The organism is Massilia putida (assembly GCF_001941825.1).
GTDB classification, from domain to species: Bacteria; Pseudomonadota; Gammaproteobacteria; order Burkholderiales; family Burkholderiaceae_D; genus Telluria; species Telluria putida.
The window spans coordinates 4,910,953-4,932,006 of sequence record NZ_CP019038.1 but is presented as its reverse complement, the minus strand read 5'-3'; the positions used below and the strand labels follow the sequence as shown (position 1 = coordinate 4,932,006).

Genomic DNA, 21,054 nt, shown 5'->3' with positions numbered 1-21,054 from the left:
TCTCTGCTGAACGACGCGCCGGTTCACCCCGGCGCGTTTTTTTTCACCTGCGCCCTCCTTCGACCATGACCAATACTTCGCACTTTCCCCAGCTGGCCGCCTACAACCAATGGATGAACCGGAAGCTGTACGACGCGGCCGCCACGCTGCCGGCGGACCGGCTGCACGAAGACCGCGGCGCGTTCTTCGGTTCCTTGTTCGGGACGCTGGGTCACCTCGTGATCGCGGATCTCATCTGGTTCAAGCGCATCGCGGACGCCCTGCCCGGCCTCGCGTCGCTGCAATGCCTGGACGATTTGCCGAGGCCGACGTCGCTGGACCAGCGCCTGTGCACCACGCTGCCCGAGCTGGACGCGCTGCGCATGACACTGGACGCGGCCATCGGCGCGTTCTGCGACGAGATCCAGCCGGCCCAGCTGGACGGGGCGTTCAGCTGGACGTCCATGAAGGGCATCGCCAGCACCAAGCGTCTTGGCGACGTCCTGCTGCATGTGTTCAACCACCAGACGCACCACCGGGGCCAGGCGACGACGCTGTTCTCGCAACTGGGCGTCGACGTCGGCCCGACGGACTTGCTGCTGTTGCTGCCGGAGGTGGATTGATGCGGTGAGGGGGCGCCGTCGTTTACCGAACGACCGTGCAGTTTGCTACACTGACAGAGCACGAAACCGACAAACCAATAAGGAGACACCATGCGCCCCCTGATCCATGCCGCCGCCCTCGCGGCCTTCGCCACCGTCCTCGCCGCGCCACTGGCCTGGGCCCAGGACCCTTCGCCGGTCGGACTGTGGAAGACCATCGACGACACTTCCGGCAAGCCGACCGCCCTCATCCGCATCACGGAGAACCAGGGCGAACTGCAGGGCAGGATCGAAAAACTGTTCCGCACGCCGGACGAAGACCAGAATCCCAAGTGCTCGCTGTGCCAGGGCGCGCGCAAGGACCAGCCGATCATCGGCATGACGATCCTTTCCGGCCTAAAAAGGATGGCGACGAGTACGCCGGCGGCGAGATCCTCGACCCCAAGAACGGCAAGGTCTACAAGAGCAAACTGAGCGTTCATGAAGGCGGCAAGAAGGTAGAAGTGCGGGGGTATGTCGGCGTGCCGATGTTCGGACGCTCGCAGGTGTGGCTGCGTCAAGAATAGGGACGGTCGTAAATACAACGTTTGCGTGCGCGCGCGCCACGTCCGGTGACGCTATGCTAATCTGGCGGATAGTTCACTCTACATGGCGCGCCGCATGACGCATCGATTCGCAATCCGGAACCGCATGGAGACAGTCGCATGATTTTCCTGCGATTACTGTCTTTTCTAATCGGCATGACCATCCCGATGGTACCGCCGCTGGTGCTGTCCGACGTCAGCACCCGCGGCATGCCCGGCTGGTCCGTACTCGGCGGATTGTTCGGCGTGAGCCTGATCTCGGGAAGCTTTCTGTACATCGCCCTGCTGGCATCCCGCATGCGCAGGTCGATCGCACTGCGCGCGCTGGGCGCCATGCTGCTGATGCTGCCGGCGACGGCCAGCCTCGCCCTGCTGTGGACGCGCCAAGAGGAAGACATGCTGTGGTGCGGCGGCCTGCTGCTCGCGGCCTCCGTGCTGATGTTCATCAGCTTCGTCTTCCCCGGCATCCCCGACCGCCGCCAGCGCCCCATGCGCAAGCCCGACCGTCAGGAGCCGGCGCTGTCCTGACTCGCGCCGTCGTATTTTTCGCTACAGATAAAAATCAAACCGGGGACAGGTTGTCCCACAGGTCGCCGGTCGGGCTGATGCGCGGCGCGGCGATGCCGAAATGCCGGTAGGCGAGCGGCGTGGCGATGCGGCCGCGCGGCGTGCGCTGCAGATAGCCCTGCTGGATCAGGAACGGTTCCAGCACATCCTCGATGGTGTCCGCCGCTTCGCCGATGGCGGCGGCCAGGTTGCCGATGCCGACAGGACCGCCGGCGAACTTGAACAGCACCGCCTCCAGCAGCTTCCTGTCCATCACGTCGAACCCGACCGTGTCCACGTCCAGCATGCGCAGCGCGCGGTCGGCCATGTCCTTGGTGATCTCGCCGTTGCCCTTCACTTCCGCATAATCGCGCACGCGCCGCAGCAGGCGGTTGGCGATACGCGGGGTGCCCCGCGCGCGCTGGGCGACTTCGCGCGCGCCCTCTTCCTTGATCGGCGCTTCCAGCAGCGCGGCGCTGCGCGCGACGATCTTGGTCAGCTCGTCGACGTTGTAGAACTCCAGCCGGGCGACGATGCCGAAGCGGTCGCGCAGCGGATTCGTCAACATGCCGGCGCGCGTGGTGGCGCCGACGAGCGTGAACGGCTGCAGGTCGAGCTTCACGGACCGCGCGGCCGGGCCTTCGCCGATCATGATGTCGATCTGATAGTCTTCCAGCGCCGGGTACAGGATCTCCTCGACCACGGGCGACAGGCGGTGGATCTCGTCGATGAACAGCACGTCGTTCGCTTCCAGGTTGGTCAGCAGCGCGGCCAGGTCGCCGGGGCGCTCCAGCACGGGGCCGGACGTCTGGCGCAGGTTCACCCCCATCTCGCGCGCAATGATGTGGGCGAGCGTCGTCTTGCCCAGGCCCGGCGGGCCGAACAACAGCGTGTGATCGAGCGCTTCCCGGCGTTTTCTCGCCGCGTGAATGAAGATCTCCAGCTGGTCGCGGATCTTTTCCTGGCCGACGTATTCGTCCAGATGCTTGGGACGCAGCGCGCGCTCGATCGCCTCCTCGTTGGGCGAGGCCGGCGCGGCGTCGATGATGCGCTGCTCGGTGAAATTGTCGGTCTGGATGCTCATGACTCTTTGTTCGGATACCTGGGTTCGTGTAGGGTGGGCACGCCGTGCCCACGCGGTGATACGCGACGTTGAATATGCCGCCTGCGTGCCGGCGGACGTTGAACGCGTGGGCGCGTTTCAGTTGAGGCCCCGGCCTCAAATGCCCGCCCTACCAAATTACACTTAAATTACGCTTTGGACAGCGCCTTCAACGCCAGCTTGATACCGTCGGACACACTGGTCCCGGCCGGCATGTTCTTGATCGCGATCAGGGCTTCCTTGTCAGAATACCCCAAAGCCAGCAGCGCATTGAGCACGTCTGCCTGCGCGTCGTCGTGCGGCGTGCCGGCCGCGACGCCGATATCGGCCCCCAGCTTGCCCTTCAGTTCCAGCAGCAGGCGCTCGGCCGTCTTCTTGCCGATGCCCGGCACCTTGATCAGGCGTCCCGCTTCCTGCAACGTCACGGCCTGGGCGAGGTCGTTCACAGTCATGCCGGACAGGATGGACAGCGCCGTGCGCGCGCCGACGCCGGTGATCTTGATCAGCTGGCGGAACACGGCGCGCTCGTTCGACGAGCCGAAGCCGAACAGCAGGTGCGCATCCTCGCGCACGACGTAGTGCGTGAACAGCGTGACCTTCTCGCCCGTGTGCGGCAGGTTGTAGAACGTGCTCATCGGCACGTCGACTTCATAGCCGACACCCTGGCAATCGACGAGCACTTGCGGCGGATTCTTTTCCAGCAGGACTCCGGAGAGACGACCGATCATGGTGACCTTTCAATAATTAGACGAGGCGGCCGCGCTTCATGTGCAGCGCCGGCTTTTTCGGATTGGCCGGCGCGAGCGCCCCCACCAGCGCCAGCGCATCATGGCTGTTGGCATGGCAGATCGCAATGCCGAGCGCATCGGCCGCATCCGAGCCCGGCAGGCCCGGCAGCTTGAGCAGGCGCGCCACCATGTCCTGCACCTGCGCCTTGACGGCCTTGCCCGTGCCGACGACGGCCTGTTTCACTTGCGTGGGCGTGTACTCCGCCACCTCGAGGTCGGCACCGACGAGGGCCGTGATCGCGGCGCCGCGCGCCTGGCCGAGCAGCAGGGTCGACTGGGGATTGACGTTGACGAAGACTTTTTCGATGGCCGCGCAGGCCGGCTGGTAGGTGGCGACGATTTCGCTGACGCCGGTCAGGATGACTTTCAGACGCGGCGGCAACGCGCCTTCGCTGCCGGTCTTGATGGTGCCGGACGCGATGTAGCGCAACCGGTTGCCTTGCTTTTCAATGACGCCGAACCCTGTCGTACGCAGGCCCGGGTCGATGCCGAGAATAATCATTATCGAATGTTATACCGGCGAGGGTGTTTCGTGGGAAAAATACTGTGCAAAAACACAGGTCGTGGTGACTTTGTCACCACGACCATTTCCCAAATTAATGGCGGAAGTGACGCGTCCCAGTATAGAGCATGACCACACCGCGTTCATCCGCCGCGTCGATCACTTCCTGGTCGCGCATCGAGCCGCCCGGGTGGATGACGCAGGTCGCGCCCGCATCGACGACGACGTCGAGACCGTCGCGGAACGGGAAGAACGCGTCCGACGCCACGGCCGAGCCCACCAGCGACAGGCCGGCGTTCTGCGCCTTGATCGAGGCGATGCGCGCGGAATCGATGCGGCTCATCTGGCCGGCGCCGACGCCGAGCGTCATGCCGTCGGCGCAGAACACGATCGCGTTCGATTTCACGTACTTGGCCACGCGCCACGCGAACATCAGGTCTTGCAGCTGCTGCTGGGTCGGCTGTTTCTTCGTCACGACGCGCAGGTCGCCCGGCAGGACGTCCTTCGCATCCGGCGACTGCACGAGCAGGCCGCCGCCCACACGCTTGACGTCGTAGACGTTCATACCGTCGCCGAGGGCGATTTCCAGCAGGCGCACGTTCTGCTTGGTGGCCATGATGGCGAGCGCTTCGGCCGTGAAGGCCGGGGCGATCACGACTTCCACGAACAGCTTGGCGATCGCTTCCGCCGCCGGGCCGTCGACCGGCACGTTGAAGGCGATGATGCCGCCGAAGGCCGAGGTCGGGTCCGTCTTGAGGGCGCGCTGGTACGCGTCCAGGGCGTCGGCGCCGATGGCCACGCCGCACGGGTTCGCATGCTTGATGATCACGCAGCCGGCCGGCAGGTTGAATCCGCCCAGCGACTTGACGCATTCCCAGGCCGCGTCCGCGTCGGCGATATTGTTGTACGACAGTTCCTTGCCCTGTAGCTGGCGGTAGTTGGCCAGGCTGCCGGCGGCCGGCACGAGGTCGCGGTAGAACGCGGCCGTCTGGTGCGGGTTTTCGCCGTAGCGCATGTCCTGGACTTTTTCGAAGTGCAGGTTCAGCGTCTGCGGGTAGGCGGCCCGGTTCGTGTGGTTCTTGTCCGGGCCGAGGCTCGTCAGGTAGTTCGTGATGGCGGCGTCGTATTGCGCCGTGTGCGCGAACACTTTCTTGGCCAGGCGGAATTTCGTTTCATAGCCCACGCTGCCGGCCGTTTCACCGGTGCCCTTCATTTCCGCCAGCACCGGGCCGTAGTCGGCCGGGTCGACGATCACGACGACGTCGCGGTGGTTCTTCGCGGCCGAGCGCAGCATGGTCGGGCCGCCGATGTCGATGTTCTCGATCGCGTCTTCCAGCGAGCATTGCTCTTTGGCGACAGTCGCCTGGAACGGATACAGGTTGACCACCACCATGTCGATCTCCGGAATGCCGTGCTCTTCCAGCTTGGCAACGTGCTCCGGGAAGTCGCGGCGGGCCAGGATGCCGCCGTGGACCTTGGGATGCAGCGTCTTCACGCGGCCATCGAGCATTTCCGGGAAGCCGGTGTAGTCGGCGACTTCGGTCACCGGCACACCATTGTCCTGCAGCAGTTTGGCGGTGCCGCCGGTGGACAGGATGTTCACGCCGAGGGCGGACAGCGCGCGCGCGAAATCGAGGACGCCGGTCTTGTCGGAAACGGAGATGAGTGCTTGTTTGATCATGGGAGTGGCCTGTTGAAAAAAAATCTGGACGGGGTCGCGCACGCCGGACAAAGGGCCGACGCACGCCTGCACGCCCCGGCCCCTCCGCCGGCGGCTTACAGCAGCCCGTGCTCCTGCAACTTCTTGCGCAAGGTATTGCGATTAATGCCCAGCATCTGGGCCGCATGCGACTGATTGCCTTCCGCCCGCGTCATCACCACCTGCAAGATCGGTTTTTCGACGGTCAGGAGCATCATGTCGTAGATGTTCGTCGGTTTTTGCTCGCCCAGGTCGTTGAAATAGTCTTCGAGGCTTTTCTGAACGACTTCCTGGATACTTTCTTTACTCATGTTGCTGCTTCATCCTGTTAGGGGTGGTCCTCATGAACCGACTGCGCGTCGAATTTTCGTCCTGCGATGCGCCGCTACGGCGGACCGGCCGTACCGTGAGTACGGCTGCGCTTCTCGGACGAAACTCCTCCCGCTCGCTACGGTTCCCGAGGCCACCGTTACGCTGCTTGTGACAGCTTCGTCTCCGAATCCTCGTTGTTTTTCTTGTTTCTACTGCTAATCGGTTATGCCGCGATCGCATTATCGGCAGGATGCGCGGGCCGGTATTGTAACCGCTCGCCATACCGGTGTTGCGATTTAAAAAATTCATCGACGGCGGCCAGCTGTTCGGCCGTCGATTCCAGACGGTTCATACGCTGGCGGAATTCTTCGCCACCGGGCAAATCTTCGACATACCAGCCGATGTGCTTGCGTGCCGTACGTACGCCCAGGTATTCGCCGTAGAAGGCGTAGTGGGCCGGCAGGTGTTCATTCATGAGTTCGCGCACCTCGTCCACCCGCGGCGCCGGCAGGTAGGCGCCCGTGCGCAGAAAGTAATCGATTTCGCGACAAATCCACGGGCGGCCCTGGGCGGCCCGGCCGATCATGACGGCGTCGGCGCCCGTGTAGTCGAGCACGAATTTCGCCTTGTCCGGCGTCGTGATGTCGCCATTGGCCACGACCGGAATGCCGACGGCGGCCTTGACGGCGGCGATGGTGTCGTACTCGGCATCCCCTTTATAGCCGTCGGCGCGGGTGCGGCCGTGCAGGGTCAGCATGGCGATGCCGGCCTCCTCGGCCATCCGGGCGATGGTCAGCGCGTTCTTGTTTTCGCGATCCCAGCCGGTGCGGAATTTCAGGGTGACGGGCACGTCGACGGCGTTCACGACGGCGTCCAGGATGCGCTGCACGAGGTCTTCATGCTGCAGCAGCGCCGAGCCGCACCAGTTGTTGCAGACCTTCTTGACCGGACACCCCATATTGATGTCGATGATCTGGGCGCCGCGCTCGACGTTGAACTTGGCGCATTCGGCCAGGTCGTGCGGGTCGGCGCCGGCGATCTGCACGGCCTTCGGCTCCATCTCGCCCGCGTGGTCGGTACGGCGCGCGCTCTTCTCGCTGGCCCACAGGCGGGGATTCGACGCCGCCATCTCGGACACCGCGTAGCCCGCGCCCAGCTTTTTGCACAGCTGGCGGAACGGACGGTCGGTCACCCCGGCCATCGGGGCGACGAAGACATTATTGCGCAGCGTATATGGACCAATTTGCACGGCAGAAAATCATGGGAAGCGATGGGAACTCGCTATTTTACCTGAAGTGCTGCTTAATTTATCAGCACATTTTTTTGCTGAATTGTTGCGCACGTACCAGAAAACACTTGCCAATTCCACCAGCATGCCGTCAAGGCAGTTCGTCCAGCACGGCCGGACGCAGGTGATCCACCTCGCCCCAGCTGTGCAATGTCAGGCCACCGCCGGCCGGATCGAAGCGGAAGCGGTTGATGCTGGCGTTGTAGACCTTGAAGTCGCGCGGCGTTTCTAGCGGCAGCCCCTGCGCCAGCCGGTACGCGCATTCCAGCACGCCGCCATGCGCGACGAGCGCCATGGTCTTGCCCGGATTGGCCGCCGCCAGCGCCAGGATGGCGCCGGTGGCGCGGTCGAAGAAGGTGCGGAAGCTCTCTCCCACATTGCGGCCCGGCGGCAGTTGCGCCTCGATGTCGCGCGCCTGCCAGGCGGCGAATTCGCGCGGGAAGCGCTGCTCGATCTCGCTGTACAACAAACCTTCGAAGCCGCCGTAGCCGCGCTCGCGCAGTGCCGGTTCGATGTCCAGCGCCAGGCCGCGCAGGTCGGCCACGGCCTGGGCCGTCTGGCGTGCGCGCCGCAGATCGCTCGCGACAAGGACGTCGATCGGCTCCGTCGCTAGCGCGGACGCCAGCAGCGCGGCCTGGCGCTCGCCCTCGTCGTTGAGCGGGATGTCCAGGTGGCCCTGCAGGCGGCGTTCGGCGTTCCAGGCCGTTTCGCCGTGGCGGATCAGGAGGATGTCGGTGGGTGCTGCGTGTGCGTTCGTTGTCGTCATGCGGATGCGCCGCCCCGCACCGCGGAGCGATCGTTGATGGCGGCCCGGTTGCCCGGGCAGCCGTTAGGGATAGTGAAGACCGGTCAGGAAGGCTGACCGATCAGGTTGCCCGCCACGTCGGGATTGAGCGAATACACGCCGAAGATCTTCGCCTCGTCCAAGATGTGGCCCATGATGGCCAGGCGCGCCTCCCTGCCGGTGAAGCGGCCTTCCAGCGGCAGGCGCGGGATGTCGAGGGCGTACAGCGTAAAGACGTAGGTGTGGACGCGCTCGTCGTTCCACGGCGGGCACGGGCCGTCATAGCCATAGTATTCGCCCGCCATGTCGGGATCGTTCGCGAACCAGCCCGTGTAATCGTTGACGCCGTGGCGCAGCTGGTGCTCCGTGCCGTTCTTGATCGTGAACGGCACCAGCGGCCCGCTCTTCCCGCCCGGCGTGACCATGTCCGAGAACATCCCTTCGCCGAAGGACTTCAGGCACACGGGAATGTCGACGAGCGACCAGTGATAGAAATCCGTACGCGGCAGCGTATCGGGGACCGTCCGGCCCTCCCGATTCACGTCGCTGCCGTCGGTCGGCACGTCGAGATCGTGCACGAGCAGCGCCAGCGACTGCGTGCCGGCCGGCACGTCGTCCCACGCGATGTGCGGGCTGCGGTTGCTCGACAGCTTGATGTGCGTGCCGGGGTCCATCTCGGCGAACGCGCACCGGGGCGGGATCATGTCGCCCTCAATAAAGGAATCGCTCCAGATTTTCATGTTCAATCTCCCTGCCATCCGCTCACGGTAAGACTGCCGCCTCCGCAGGCGGTTTCCTCTTTCACGCCGCGACACGCGGTGGATCAATTCGCAGCCAGAACGTCACCGGTCCGTCGTTGATCAGCGCCACCTTCATGTCGGCGCCGAAACGGCCGGTTTCGACGATACCGTGACGCTCGCGCGCCTGGCGCACGACATGCTCGAACAGCCGGCGGCCATCTTCGGGCGCGGCGGCCGGCGAAAACGACGGACGGGTACCGGAGCGGGTGTCGGCGGCCAGCGTGAACTGCGGCACGAGCAGCAGGCCGCCCGCCACGTCCGTCACGCTGCGGTTCATCTTGCCCGCGTCGTCCGAAAACACGCGGTAGGTCAGCAGTTTCGCGAGCAGCGCGTCGGCTTCGCGTTCGGTGTCGCCCTTTTCCGCGCACACGAGCACCATCAGCCCGCGGCCGATGGCACCCGTGACGTCGCCGTCGACCGTGACGCTGGCCTCGCTGACCCGTTGCAGCAGGCCGATCATGCGCTCAAGGTCACGCGGGCGAACTTGCGTTTGCCGACCTGCAGCACGAACGTGCCCGCCTGGACCTGCAACGCCTTGTCGGCCACGACCGTGCCGTCGATGCGCACGCCGCCCTGGTCGATCATGCGCATGGCTTCCGAACTGGACGCGCACAGGCCGGCTTGGCGCAGCAGTTGCGGCAGGCCCAGCGGCGCGCCGCTGACGGCCACTTCCGGCACGTCGTCCGGGATGCCGCCCTTGGACCGGTTGACGAAATCGGCCAGCGCATCCTCGGCCGCCTGCTGCGAGTGGAAGCGGGCGACGATTTCCTGGGCCAGCGCGACTTTCGCATCGCGCGGGTTCCGGCCGCCCGCCACCTCGGCTTTCAAAGTGGCCAGGTCCTGGATCGAGCGGAACGACAGCAGCTCGTAGTACTTCCACATCATGACGTCCGAGATGCTCATCAGCTTGCCGAACATCGTGTTGGCCGGTTCCGTGATGCCGATGTAGTTGTTCTTGGACTTGGACATCTTTTCGACGCCGTCCAGACCTTCCAGCAGCGGCATGGTCAGGATGCACTGCGGTTCCTGACCGTAATCTTTCTGCAACTCACGGCCTACCAGCAGATTAAATTTCTGGTCCGTTCCACCTAGCTCAAGGTCTGCTTTTAAAGCGACCGAATCGTACCCCTGCATCAACGGATAGAGGAACTCATGCACCGAGATCGGTGTCCCACTCTTGTAGCGCTTGGTGAAGTCGTCGCGCTCCATCATGCGGGCCACGGTGTAGCGCGAGGACAATTGAATCATGCCGCGCGCGCCCAGCGCATCGCACCATTCGGAGTTGTAGCGGATTTCCGTGCGCGCCGGGTCGAGCACGAGCGACGCCTGCTTGAAGTAGGTGGCGGCGTTGGCCTCGATCTGCTCGCGGGTCAGCGGCGGACGGGTGGCGTTGCGGCCCGACGGGTCGCCGATCATCGACGTGAAATCGCCGATCAGGAAAATCACCTGGTGGCCCAGGTCCTGCAGTTGGCGCAGTTTGTTCAGCACGACGGTGTGGCCGAGGTGCAGGTCGGGCGCGGTCGGATCCAGGCCCAGCTTGATGCGCAGCGGCGTGCCGCTCTGTTCCGAACGTGCCAGTTTCTGGGCAAATTCGCTCTCGATCAGCAGTTCGTCCACGCCGCGTTTCGTGATGGCGAGGGCTTCCTGGACGGCATCGCTCAGGGGCAGAGATGCCGGACCGGCTGCTGGCGTTGCATTTTTTGCATTACCAGAAATTTCTGGAGAAGTCATAAAAAATTTGTAGGAAAAGGACTAAAGCGGTTGTAAGACCCGGTATTTTGATATAATTCGCGATCCCGTCAATCTTGCCGCACGAAAAGTTTCAACGACAACAAGAAATAATAAAGACAAAAAATCACGTGGTCTTGGGCTGTTCAAGCGGTAAATTTTAACTGATTGCATGAACCCAATACAGAAAATCACCGGCAAGCGCTGGTTTGGTCTGGCTGAAACGAGCCGCAAAACCCGCATCGTCGCCGGGGGTGCCGCAGCCCTCGCACTGTGCGCCTTCGGCGCCACCGCCGTCGCGCCGATCGCACCGGATGCCGCCGACATGCCGGTCAAATCGGTCGCGCAAGACCTGCAGCTGCCGAACCTGGCAGACCAGATCGCGGCCCTCCAGCAAGGCCAACAGCAATTCATCCACGAAGAACGTATCCGCCCCGGCGACTCGCTGGGCGCCGTGTTCAACCGCCTCGGCATCGAAGACCAGCAAGCGCAAGCCTTCGTCCGCGCCGACAAGGTCGCCCGCTCCATCCTCTCGCTCAAGACCGGCAAGCGCATCCAGGCCGAGACGGACGAGAACGGCCTGCTGCTGAGCCTGCATGCGACGATCACCGACAAAGACGATTTCAAAACCGTCACCGTGACGCGCAAGGGCGACAAATTCGTCGCCAGCACGGCGCCGGCCAAGCTCGAGCGCCGTGTCGAGATGCATTCGCGCAACATCACCAGCTCGCTGTACGCCGCCACCGACGACACCAGCGACGGCAGCCAGATCCCCGATTCCGTCGTCAACCAGATCATCGAGATGTTCTCGACGAGCATCGACTTCCGCTCCGACCTGAAGCGCGGCGACCGTTTTAATGTCGTCTACGAAACCTTCTGGCTGGATGGCGAGATGGTGCGCACGGGTCGCATCCTGGCCGGCGAATTCGTCAACCGCGGCGTTGCCTACCAGTCGGTCTGGTACGAAGACCCCGTCAGCCACCAGGGCGGTTACTACAGCCTGGACGGCAAGGCGCTGAAAAAGGCCTTCCTCAAGTCGCCCGTGGCGTTCAACCGTATCTCGTCGGGCTTTTCGATGCGCATGCACCCGGTGCTCGGCGTCTGGAAGAAGCACGAGGGCGTCGACTTCGCCGCCCCGATGGGCACCCCGATCAAGGCGTCGGGCGACGGCGTCGTCGACTTCGTCGGCACCCAGAACGGCTACGGCAACGTCGTCGTGCTCAAGCACTGGTCGAACTACAGCACCGCGTACGGCCACATGAGCCGCTTTGCCGGCGGCCTGCACCGCGGCCAGAAAGTGGCACAGGGCGACGTGATCGGCTACGTGGGCGCCACGGGCTGGGCGACCGGCCCGCACCTGCACTACGAATTCCGCATCGGCGGCCATGCCACCGACCCGATGGCGCTGAAAGACCTGCAGCAGCAGCCGCTGACGCCGGGCGAAATGAACCGCTTCAAGATGGCCGCCGCCGAGATGTCGCACCGCTTCTCGCTGCTGTCCCCGGCCGGTAACGCGATGGCCGCGCGCTGATCCCGGACGTAATCGAAGCAAGATAACGCCTTGCACCGCATGACACCATGCAGTGCAAGGCGTTTTGTTTTAACGCTACCTCAAAGAGCCTCGAAGAACCGTAGCGGGCGGCAGCCTGGGGAGCCGGGAAGCGCAGCTGTACGAGGCGTACAGCGAGCATCGCAGGCCGCCCAGGCAACGCGCAGGTTTTTCGAGGCTCCACCACGACGATGGCATCTTCTCTTTACATCGGCCTGATGTCCGGCACGAGCCTGGACGGCGTCGACGGCGTGCTGGCCGACTTTTCGGGACGCGGCATCCGCACCCTGGACGCCGCCTTCACGCCGTTCCCGGCCGACCTGCGCGCCGAACTGATGGCCTTGCAGGCCGCCAGCGCCAACGAACTGGAACGCGAAGCGCTGGCCGCCAATGCGCTGGCCCGCTGCTACGCGGCGTGCGTGCAGACCCTGGCCGCCGCCGCGCCGGTCCCCGTGCGGGCCGTCGCCGTGCACGGCCAGACCATCCGCCACCGCCCCGAGCTGGGTTTTACGCGCCAGACCAATAATTCCGCGCTGCTGGCCGAGCTATGCGGCATCGACGTCATCGCCGACTTCCGCAGCCGCGACGTGGCCGCCGGCGGCCAGGGCGCGCCCCTCGTGCCGGCGTTCCACGAAGCCCGCTTCGGCAAGCGCGGCCAGGTGCGCGTCGTCGTCAACATCGGCGGCATCGGCAACATCAGCGTGCTGCACGGCGACGGCCGCGTGCACGGCTACGACACCGGCCCCGGCAACGTGTTGATGGACTTGTGGATCGCGCGCCACCAGGGCCGGGCCTACGACGAGGACGGCGCCTGGGCCACCACGGGCACGGTCGACGCGCCCCTGCTCGACCTCCTGCTCGACGAGCCCTACTTTCGCCAGCCGCCGCCCAAGAGCACGGGCCGCGACCTGTTCCACGCGCATTGGCTCGATGCGAAGCTGGCGCAGCGCCCCGGACTCGATCCGGCCGACGTGCAGGCCACCTTGACCCGGCTGACGGCCGTCTCGATCGCGCGCGCCATCCGGGCCGAGACGGCGGACCGGCCGGCGCAGGCCGTCTATGCGTGCGGCGGCGGCGCGTACAACGGCGTGCTGCTGCGCGACATCGCTGCCGCACTCGGCGGTAACATCCCGGTCACGTCGACGGAGACGCTGGGCGTGGCCCCGAACCGTGTGGAAGCCCTCGCCTTCGCCTGGCTGGGCTACCGCTTCCTGCGCCGCCAGCCGGGCAATCTGCCGGCCGTCACGGGCGCCTCCGGTCCGCGCGTCCTCGGCGCCCTGTATCCGGCCTGACACCGTTTGCGACAAAACCACGCCCGCCTTCGTAGGGTGGGCACACCGTGCCCACGGGTGACGTTCGCGTCCTGCTGTCGTCCGCGTGGGTACAGGGTGCCCGCCCCACAGGGCCTTTTCAGCAAAACCACAGCCGCCTTCCCAGCGGCACGCGGTACTTGTACCATTGTGACTACCCAATACGCTTAAGAAAGACCCTCATGACCTTCACGAATTTCACCCGCGCGCTCGCACTGGCGCTGGCCGCCGCCGCCATGTACGTCCCCGCCCACGCCGACAGCTTCACCTCCTCGGCCTCCAGCGCGGGCTCGGCCTCGTCGGGCAGCATCTCCGATTCGATCGGCGGCTCCAGCAACAGCTCGAGCGGCGACCGCAACCGCGTGGCGACGGGCCCGTACCGCGTGATCGACGTCGCCCAGGCGCCGGCCAAGGCCGGCATCACGCGCGTCACCCTGCGCGCCTTCGCCGGCGATGCCACCACCGAGTTCTGGGTCGACGTCCCTGACCGCGAGCTGGCCGAGCGCCGCGTCGGCAAGGGTGAAGTCGTGCAGGTGAACGAGCGCGTGTACGGCTATGAATTCGCGTACGGCGACACGAAGCAGCCGTTCTTCCTCGCGCTGCAGGACGACTGGTATCGCGACCTCGCCTCGCGCAAAGTCACCATCTGATGATGTGCCGACGGCTCGTCGCGGCCGCGCTCCTGTCGTTCGCGAGCGCGGGCGCATGGGCCGGCATCCCGACGTTCTGCGACCGCGCCGACAAGGTCACGGCCGCCGACCAGGACCGCGTGCTGCGCTTCGCCGCCGCCGTCAAGGACGAACTGGCGCGCTCCGGCAGCAGCCTCGCCCTCGTGGCGCGCGCGGGCCTGGACCTGAGCCGTTTCGGCCTCTTGTATTCGCACGCGGGCATCGCGCTGAAACACAATCCCGGCGGCCCGTGGGCCGTGCGCCAGCTGTACTACGCCTGCGACGAATCGCGTCCGCGCCTGTTCGACCAGGGCATGTCCGGCTTCGTGCTGGGCGCCGACGCCCCGACGCACGGCCACGTCGCGCTGCTGTTCCCGCCCGCCGAGGACAGCGCCCTGCTCGAACGGGCCGCGCTGGACAAGCCACTGGCCCTCGCCCTGCTGGGCGACCGGTACAGCGCGAACGCCTATGCCTTCGGCACACGCTACCAGAACTGCAACCAGTGGGTGGCGGAGCTGATCGCGTTCGCGTGGGGCCGCCTCGACCCGCACGATCCCGCACGCGCCCGCGCGCAGGCGTGGCTGCGCGCGCAAGGCTATGCGGCCACCCCCGTCAACATCCCGTCGCACTGGCTGATGTTCGCCGGCCAGTTCGTGCCCCTCGTGCACGTGGGCGACCACCCGCTCGACGACATCCACGCGCTCGCGCTGCACATCAGCGTGCCGACGACGATCGAGGAATTCGTACACCAGGAAGCGCCGCAGACGCGCCGCGTGGAGCTGTGCCACGACGAGCGCCACATCGTCGTGCACCGCGGCTGGGAGCCGCTGGGTGCAGGCTGCGATCCGCTGCCGGGCGACGACGTGATCGCCCTCGCGCCCTGACACCCGCCGTCGACGGCCGGCGCCGTCATTCCTTGTGGACGGCGCTCCAGACCATATCCGGCAGCGTCACGTCCACCGACACCGGCAGATCGTCCGCCGCCTGCCCGAACAGCACGCGGTAGGTGCCCGCGCGGATGCGCCAGCTGTTGTCCGCGACTTCGTACGTGGCCAGCAGGCGCGGATCGACGGCCTGCGTGAACGCGTTCGCGGCGCCCGCCTGCAGGTCGAGCTTCTGGAACGCGACGAGGCGCTTCGGCGCTTCCCAGCCCGACGCCTTCACGTCCGCCGGCGCGACATACACCTGCACGACGCCCTTGCCGGCCAGCTTGCCCGTGTTGCGCAGCGCGGCGCCCACCGTCAGCGCGCCGTTCGCCACGTTCGCCTTCGGTTCGGCGACCGTAAAGTTCGTGTAGCTCAGGCCATGGCCGAACGCGAATAACGGTTTATACCCTTTCGCGTCGTACCACTTGTAGCCGATCGCCGCGCCTTCGTCATACGTGATGTGGACTGGGATGCCGTCCGGCTTGCCGAAGCCAGGAATCTCCGCATGCGCCAGCTGCGCGTTCGACGCGGGGAAGCTGATCGGCAGGTGGCCGGAGGGATTCACCTTGCCGGTCAGGATGCGCGCGATGGCTTGCGCCCCGCGGATGCCGGGATAGAACGCTTCCAGCACGGCCGGCACCTGGTTCAGCCACGGCATCAGGATCGCGCCGCCCGACTCCACGACGACGACGGTCTTCGGGTTCGCGCGCGCGACGGCGGCCACCAGGGCATCCTGGTTGCCGTCCAGTTCCAGCTTGCCGTCGAAGCCCTCGCCCATCCACTGCGTCACGAACACGACGGCGACCTCGGACTGCTTCGCCAGCGCGACAGCAGCGCTGATGTCCGTGCCGCTCGCATACGCGACGTTGGCCTTCGGCAGTTCGGCCTTCAGCGCAGCGAGCGGCGGCGACGGCATGTAGACGACGGGTCCCGGCCACGTCGTCGGCGCCAGATCCGGCACCGCATTGCCGCCGACGGGCGTCACGCCGGACGAACCGCCGCCCGCCAGCACGCCCTTGTCGGCATGGCCGCCGATGACGGCCACCGACTTCACGTGCGCGAGCGGCAGCAAGTTCTTCTCGTTCTTCAGCAGCACGAGCGATTCCTCGGCGGCGCGCTGCGACACGGCGGCGTTGGCGGCGAAATCCATCTTGCCGACTTTCGGAGGATCGTCGAACGCGCCGGTCTGGAACAACGGCCACAGGATGCGCTGCGCCATGTCGTCCAGGCGCTGCATCGAGACCTCGCCCTTGTCCATCGCCTGTTTGAAATTCCTGGCCGAATAGAACGGGCCGTGATGGTTGCAGCACGGGTAGCCCGTGAACTGGTCGAGGCCATAATTCGCCGCATCCGCCGTCGAGTGCACGGCGCCCCAGTCGGCCATCACATAGCCCTTGAACTTCCAGTCCTGTTTCAAGGTCTTGTTCAGCAGGTACTCGTTCTCGCATGCCCAGCGGCCGTTCACGAGGTTGTACGAGCACATGACGGAGCCCGGTTTCGCCAGGTCGTTGAGGATCTCGAATGCGAGCAGGTCCGACTGGCGCATGGCTTCGGGCGAGATCGTGACGTCGATCGTCGTGCGCTGGCTTTCCTGATCGTTGACGGCGAAGTGCTTCATCGTCGACACCATGTGGCGCGCCTGGATCCCATTGACGAGGCCCGCGGCCATGCGGCCGGCCAGCAGCGGATCCTCGCCCACGTATTCGAAGTTGCGGCCGTTGCGCGGTTCACGTGCCAGGTTGGCGCCGCCCGCCAGGAAGGTGTTGAAGCCGGACGCGTGCGCCTCGTCCGCGATCATGCGGCCGCCTGCTTCGGAGACGGCCGGATCGAAGCTGGCCGCCGTCGCCAGCGACGACGGCAGCGCCGTGCGCGCCATGCCGCTCACGCGCACGCCGATCGACGCGTCGGTCTGCCACTGCGGCGGGATGCCGAGGCGCGCGATACCGGGCACGTAGCCGGCCGAGCCCTTGATCTCGTGCGCCGCCACGTCGGCTTTCACGGCGGGCGGCACGATGTCGTCCGGCTGCTTGGCCAGGTCTTCCTTGCCCGTGTAGCTGACGATCAGCAGCAGCTTCTCGTCGAGCGTCATGGCGGCGACGGCGGCGCGGGCGCGCTCGTCGGCGGATTTCGATTTGTCGAGCCAGGGGCGGTCCTGCGCCTGCGCGCCCATCGCGGCGCAGGCGAGAACAACGGCGACGGTCGTTTTTTTCATCATGCTTGTCTCCTTGTGGTTGGTTTTATTTGCGGGCGGCGTCGATCACGCGGAACTCGCCGCCCAGGTGCATCGTGCTCATCAAATACAACATGCCGTCGAAGTAGCGCTGTTCGCCGCTCGGCACGGGCGTGTCCCACAGCGCGCGCAGGAAGTCGTCGGACACCTGCCCCGGCGTGGCCGCCAGGCTGCCGACGGCGGCCGCGGCCAGCATCCCGGTCGAGTGGCGGTCCGACAGCGGCTTGCCGTCCAGCGTGTAGCGGTCGGCAAAGCGGTCGACGCCTTGCGACGACAGGAAGCGCTGGACGCGGTCGCTCAATGCCTGCTGGCGCGGGTCCTTGTTCCACCAGTTGCGGTCGACGGACCAGTTGCTGATCGTGCGCCAGCTGTCATAGCCGAACGAACCCGGGCTGCCGTCCCAGTTCTTCAAGGGCGTGCCGTCGACATCGGCGCGGTCGGGGCCGAGGCCCGTCGCGGGATCGGCCGTCTTCACGAAAAAGTCGCGGCTCACCGCGGCCGCTCTTGCCCAGAACGCGCGGTCTTCGCGTGGTCCCCAGCGCGCCCACAGCTCGTAGAACGCGGGCAGGTGGTACGACGGATCGGTGCCGGGGATGAATGTCTCGGGTACGAAACGCACCATTGCGTGCGCCTCGTCGACCATCGGTCCGACCGTCACCGGACGCGCTTCGCGATGCGGCCGGCGCAAAGGCCACGGCTTGCCGGCTCGTTGCGCCAGTTCCTGTTCGTGGCGGTTGTTGGGGCTGGGCCAGGGCGTATCCGGCTCGACGAACGGAGGATCATTCGGGTGGATGCGAAACGGCGGCGTGCCCGTCACGACTGGGTGATGGCGCATGCCGCGCAGGATGGTGTCCGCTTCCTTCTGGTAGTGGTAGATGCCTTTGCCGTTGCCCCAGCGCCGCGCGGCGAAGTACAAGGCCATCGCATAGTATTCCTCGCCGTCCGGCGCGGCGCCGGTGGCGCGCGGTGTACCGTCCGTACTCATCGACCACGCGAAATAGCCGCGCGACGGATTGGCGGGGTCGGTCGTCAGCATGTATGTCTTCGACCAGTTCCACAACGCGTCGAATTCGCGCTTCTTGCCGAGCTGGACGGCGATCATCATGCCGTAGCTCATGCCCTCCGTGCGGACGTCGTTGTTGGCCCAGTCGGTGATGTAAGCGAGCGGGCCGTTGTCGTTCGCGCCCGTCTCGAAGTAGACGCGCTGCTCCTGGCCGTCGCCGTGGAACAGTTGCTGGAAGGTGCGCTCGATCCGGGCATGGGTTTCTTGCGGGCTGAGGCCCAGGCGTTCGGCGAACAGGTTGCGATAGCGCTGGGAACGGTAGGCGCCCGCGCCGTCGGTGGCCGCCGTGGCGGCGGATACGGGTTGCGCCTGGACCGCACCGGCCCAGGCAAGGATGATAGCGATAACACCGCCAAGTAAAAGAGGGGCCCTCGACATTGTTTTTCTCTCGTTTTATAGGGGTTGTATGTCTCCTTGCCGCCACATCCGCGCACGGCGGACGCCCATCGGCGCAGTCAGTGTACTACGCACAGTTGCCTGTTAGCCATTGTTAGCAATGGAATGACGGCAGCATCCGACATTTTTCGGAGGACGAAAAAAAACCGCCCCGGCAATGCCGAGGCGGTTTTCGATGTCGAGACGGGTTGGGCTTACATCGAGAACGACGAACCGCAGCCGCAGGTCGACTGGGCGTTCGGGTTCTTGATGACGAACTGGGCGCCTTCGAGGTCGTCCTTGTAGTCGATCTCGGCGCCGACCAGGTACTGGTAGCTCATCGAGTCGATCAGCAGGGTAACGCCGTTCTTTTCCATCGTCGTGTCGTCTTCGTTCACGATCTCGTCGAAGGTGAAGCCGTACTGGAAGCCCGAGCAACCGCCGCCCTGCACGAACACGCGCAGTTTCAGGTCGGGATTGCCCTCTTCCTCGATCAGTTGAGCAACCTTCTGGGCAGCGCTGTCGGTGAAATTGATGGGCGAGGGGATCGTGTCTTGTGCGTTTTGCACTTCGGCGACTGCATTCATGGATAAACTCCTGATTGGATTCGGATTTCGTCCATTATAGACCGTTGGCGCCAGTCATGCTGAAGCCCCTTCGGCCGCCACGCCGAGGTGGAAAACCGGTTCCGGGGCGCTGACGGCCAGGTCGGGCTGGTGCGTCAGCTTGCCGGTGACGAGGGCGCCGCCGTGCATTTCCAGCAGGCGGTAATGGACATCCCCATGTATGCGGCCTTTCGGCTGCAATTCAAGGAGGTCGGACGAATACACCGTCCCCGCGATATAGCCGTTGACGACCAGGTTGGCGCAGCGCACCTCGCCTTCGATGCGCGCGTGCTCGGAAACGATCAGCACGCTCTCGTTGCCGTCCGCGGCCACCACGTTGCCGTGCACCTCGCCGTCGATGCGCAGCCCGCCGGTGAACACGAGGTCCCCTTCGATGCGTGCGGAAATACCGATCAGGCTATCGATTTCGCTTTTTGCGTTACGACCGAACATGATTGATCCCCTGTGCGTTGCGTGACCAAACGTCACCCTGTCCAAAGGTCAATGTACCGTCGCTAACACTTACCGCCTTGATCTGTATCGTGTGACCAAAGCTTGCCGAGGGGCCGCGCTTACGGCAGCAACGCGATCTGCTTCAGTCCGGTGCTTTCCGGCAGGCCAAACATCAGGTTCATGCACTGCACGGCCTGGCCGGATGCGCCCTTCACCAGATTGTCCTGCACGACGAGGATGACGACCGTGTTGCCGTTGTCCGGACGGTGTAGCGCGATGCGCAGCATGTTCGAACCGCGCGTCGAGCGGGTTTCCGGATGCGAGCCGAACGGCATGACGTCGACGAATTCCGCGTCCTTGTACTGCTCTTCGAACAGGGCTTGCAGCGCGTCGTTCGTGATGTCTTGCGTGAGGCGTGCGTACAAGGTCGAATGCATGCCGCGGATCATCGGCACGAGGTGCGGGGTAAAGATCAGGCCGACCTTCTGGTCCGTGTAGCGCTGCAGCTGGGCGGACGTCTCCGGCGTGTGGCGGTGGCCGTGCACGCCGTAGGCCTTGAAATTGTCGCTCGATTCCGAGAACAGCGTGCCGATCTCGGCCTTGCGGCCGGCGCCGGACACGCCCGACTTGGCGTCGGCGATCAGGTTGCCGGCGTCGATGATGCCCGCCTTCAGCAGCGGATAAAAGCCCAGCTGCATCGTGGTCGGATAGCAGCCCGGGTTCGCGATCAGGCGCGCCTTCTTGATGTCGTCGCGGTTCAGTTCCGGCAGGCCGTACACGGCTTCTTCCAGCAGCTCGGGCGCGCTGTGCGGAATCTTGTACCACGTCTCGAACGTGGCCGGGTCCTTCAGGCGGAAGTCCGCGGCCAGGTCGATGACCTTGACGCCGGCGGCGATCAGCTCGGGCGCCTGGGCCATGGCGACGCCGTGCGGGGTCGCGAAGAACACGACGTCGCACTGTTTCAGGTCGGCCTTGTCCGGGCTCGAGAACGCGATGTCGACGTGGCCGCGCAGCGAGGGAAACATGTCGGCGACGGGCAGGCCGTCTTCCTTGCGCGACGTGATGGCGGTCAGCTGCGCCTCGGGGTGGGCTGCGAGCAGGCGCAGCAATTCCACGCCCGTGTAACCGGTGCCGCCAACGATGCCAACTTTGATCATGTCT

Annotated in this window: 21 protein-coding genes and 1 pseudogene; 7 read left to right on the top strand and 15 right to left on the bottom strand. The window is 65.3% G+C overall.

Annotation, left to right across the window (positions count from 1 at the left end; translation table 11 throughout):
- Positions 1–65: 65 nt before the first annotated feature.
- The 3 genes and pseudogenes from BVG12_RS24155 (at position 66) to BVG12_RS24145 (ending at position 1,693) form a co-directional block, all read left to right on the top strand.
- A complete protein-coding gene (locus tag BVG12_RS24155) occupies positions 66–602 on the top strand; it encodes a DinB family protein (RefSeq protein ID WP_075794607.1) in 537 nt (178 codons plus the stop codon).
- 90 nt (positions 603–692) lie between these two features.
- A pseudogene (locus BVG12_RS24150) lies at positions 693–1,147 on the top strand (DUF2147 domain-containing protein).
- A 174-nt stretch (positions 1,148–1,321) separates the two neighbouring features.
- A complete protein-coding gene (locus BVG12_RS24145) occupies positions 1,322–1,693 on the top strand; it encodes a hypothetical protein (RefSeq protein ID WP_075794606.1) in 372 nt (123 codons plus the stop codon).
- A gap of 34 nt (positions 1,694–1,727) precedes the next feature.
- On the opposite strand, the gene ruvB is transcribed toward BVG12_RS24145, so the two are convergent.
- The 10 genes from ruvB to tyrS form a co-directional block, all read right to left on the bottom strand.
- Positions 1,728–2,795 (bottom strand): Holliday junction branch migration DNA helicase RuvB, encoded by a 1,068-nt coding sequence (ruvB, locus tag BVG12_RS24140; protein WP_075794605.1) that lies wholly within the window; start codon positions 2,793–2,795, stop codon positions 1,728–1,730.
- 167 nt (positions 2,796–2,962) lie between these two features.
- A complete protein-coding gene (gene ruvA / locus BVG12_RS24135) occupies positions 2,963–3,541 on the bottom strand; it encodes a Holliday junction branch migration protein RuvA (protein ID WP_075794604.1) in 579 nt (192 codons plus the stop codon).
- A 16-nt stretch (positions 3,542–3,557) separates the two neighbouring features.
- Positions 3,558–4,103, bottom strand: a complete 546-nt coding sequence (gene ruvC / locus BVG12_RS24130; RefSeq protein WP_075794603.1) for a crossover junction endodeoxyribonuclease RuvC — start codon at positions 4,101–4,103, stop codon at positions 3,558–3,560.
- A 94-nt stretch (positions 4,104–4,197) separates the two neighbouring features.
- Positions 4,198–5,784 carry a bifunctional phosphoribosylaminoimidazolecarboxamide formyltransferase/IMP cyclohydrolase gene (gene purH / locus BVG12_RS24125; protein WP_075794602.1) on the bottom strand — a complete coding sequence of 529 codons (1,587 nt, stop codon included), beginning with the start codon at positions 5,782–5,784 and terminating at the stop codon, positions 4,198–4,200.
- Between the two features lie 95 nt (positions 5,785–5,879).
- Complete coding sequence (locus tag BVG12_RS24120) at positions 5,880–6,113, bottom strand: helix-turn-helix domain-containing protein (protein WP_036235444.1); 234 nt, start codon at positions 6,111–6,113, stop codon at positions 5,880–5,882.
- A gap of 224 nt (positions 6,114–6,337) precedes the next feature.
- Entirely contained in the window at positions 6,338–7,363 is a 1,026-nt protein-coding gene (gene dusB / locus BVG12_RS24115) for a tRNA dihydrouridine synthase DusB (protein WP_075794601.1), read from the bottom strand.
- A gap of 130 nt (positions 7,364–7,493) precedes the next feature.
- Positions 7,494–8,168, bottom strand: a complete 675-nt coding sequence (locus BVG12_RS24110; RefSeq protein ID WP_075794600.1) for a histidine phosphatase family protein — start codon at positions 8,166–8,168, stop codon at positions 7,494–7,496.
- A gap of 83 nt (positions 8,169–8,251) precedes the next feature.
- Complete coding sequence (locus tag BVG12_RS24105; protein WP_075796530.1) at positions 8,252–8,926, bottom strand: YbhB/YbcL family Raf kinase inhibitor-like protein; 675 nt, start codon at positions 8,924–8,926, stop codon at positions 8,252–8,254.
- Positions 8,927–8,987: 61 nt separating this feature from the next.
- Positions 8,988–9,446 carry a D-aminoacyl-tRNA deacylase gene (dtd, locus tag BVG12_RS24100; RefSeq protein WP_075794599.1) on the bottom strand — a complete coding sequence of 153 codons (459 nt, stop codon included), beginning with the start codon at positions 9,444–9,446 and terminating at the stop codon, positions 8,988–8,990.
- On the bottom strand, positions 9,443–10,717 hold the full coding sequence (gene tyrS, locus BVG12_RS24095) for a tyrosine--tRNA ligase (protein WP_075794598.1): 1,275 nt from the start codon (positions 10,715–10,717) through the stop codon (positions 9,443–9,445). The genes dtd and tyrS overlap by 4 nt, the downstream gene beginning before the upstream one ends.
- 169 nt (positions 10,718–10,886) lie before the next feature.
- On the opposite strand from tyrS, the gene BVG12_RS24090 reads away from it, so the two are divergent.
- The 4 genes from BVG12_RS24090 to BVG12_RS24075 all read left to right on the top strand — a co-directional run bounded on the left by BVG12_RS24090 (position 10,887) and on the right by BVG12_RS24075 (position 15,125).
- Positions 10,887–12,245, top strand: coding sequence for a M23 family metallopeptidase (locus tag BVG12_RS24090; RefSeq protein ID WP_075794597.1), 1,359 nt, complete (start codon positions 10,887–10,889; stop codon positions 12,243–12,245).
- A gap of 209 nt (positions 12,246–12,454) precedes the next feature.
- Complete coding sequence (locus BVG12_RS24085) at positions 12,455–13,555, top strand: anhydro-N-acetylmuramic acid kinase (RefSeq protein ID WP_075794596.1); 1,101 nt, start codon at positions 12,455–12,457, stop codon at positions 13,553–13,555.
- A gap of 200 nt (positions 13,556–13,755) precedes the next feature.
- Positions 13,756–14,223, top strand: coding sequence for a hypothetical protein (locus BVG12_RS24080; protein ID WP_075794595.1), 468 nt, complete (start codon positions 13,756–13,758; stop codon positions 14,221–14,223).
- Positions 14,223–15,125 (top strand): DUF2145 domain-containing protein, encoded by a 903-nt coding sequence (locus tag BVG12_RS24075; RefSeq protein WP_075794594.1) that lies wholly within the window; start codon positions 14,223–14,225, stop codon positions 15,123–15,125. The genes BVG12_RS24080 and BVG12_RS24075 overlap by 1 nt, the downstream gene beginning before the upstream one ends.
- A 25-nt stretch (positions 15,126–15,150) precedes the next feature.
- Here BVG12_RS24075 and BVG12_RS24070 read toward each other — a convergent pair whose 3' ends face one another.
- The 5 genes from BVG12_RS24070 to argC form a co-directional block, all read right to left on the bottom strand.
- Complete coding sequence (locus BVG12_RS24070) at positions 15,151–17,382, bottom strand: beta-glucosidase (protein WP_075794593.1); 2,232 nt, start codon at positions 17,380–17,382, stop codon at positions 15,151–15,153.
- A 22-nt stretch (positions 17,383–17,404) separates the two neighbouring features.
- Positions 17,405–18,838 (bottom strand): family 8 glycosyl hydrolase, encoded by a 1,434-nt coding sequence (locus BVG12_RS24065; RefSeq protein ID WP_075794592.1) that lies wholly within the window; start codon positions 18,836–18,838, stop codon positions 17,405–17,407.
- A gap of 212 nt (positions 18,839–19,050) precedes the next feature.
- On the bottom strand, positions 19,051–19,422 hold the full coding sequence (erpA, locus tag BVG12_RS24060) for an iron-sulfur cluster insertion protein ErpA (RefSeq protein ID WP_075794591.1): 372 nt from the start codon (positions 19,420–19,422) through the stop codon (positions 19,051–19,053).
- 54 nt (positions 19,423–19,476) lie between these two features.
- The gene (locus BVG12_RS24055) at positions 19,477–19,893 is read right to left on the bottom strand and encodes a bactofilin family protein (protein WP_075794590.1); all 417 of its coding nucleotides are present in this window, start codon (positions 19,891–19,893) and stop codon (positions 19,477–19,479) included.
- Positions 19,894–20,012: 119 nt separating this feature from the next.
- Entirely contained in the window at positions 20,013–21,050 is a 1,038-nt protein-coding gene (argC, locus tag BVG12_RS24050; protein ID WP_075794589.1) for an N-acetyl-gamma-glutamyl-phosphate reductase, read from the bottom strand.
- Positions 21,051–21,054 lie beyond the last annotated feature (4 nt).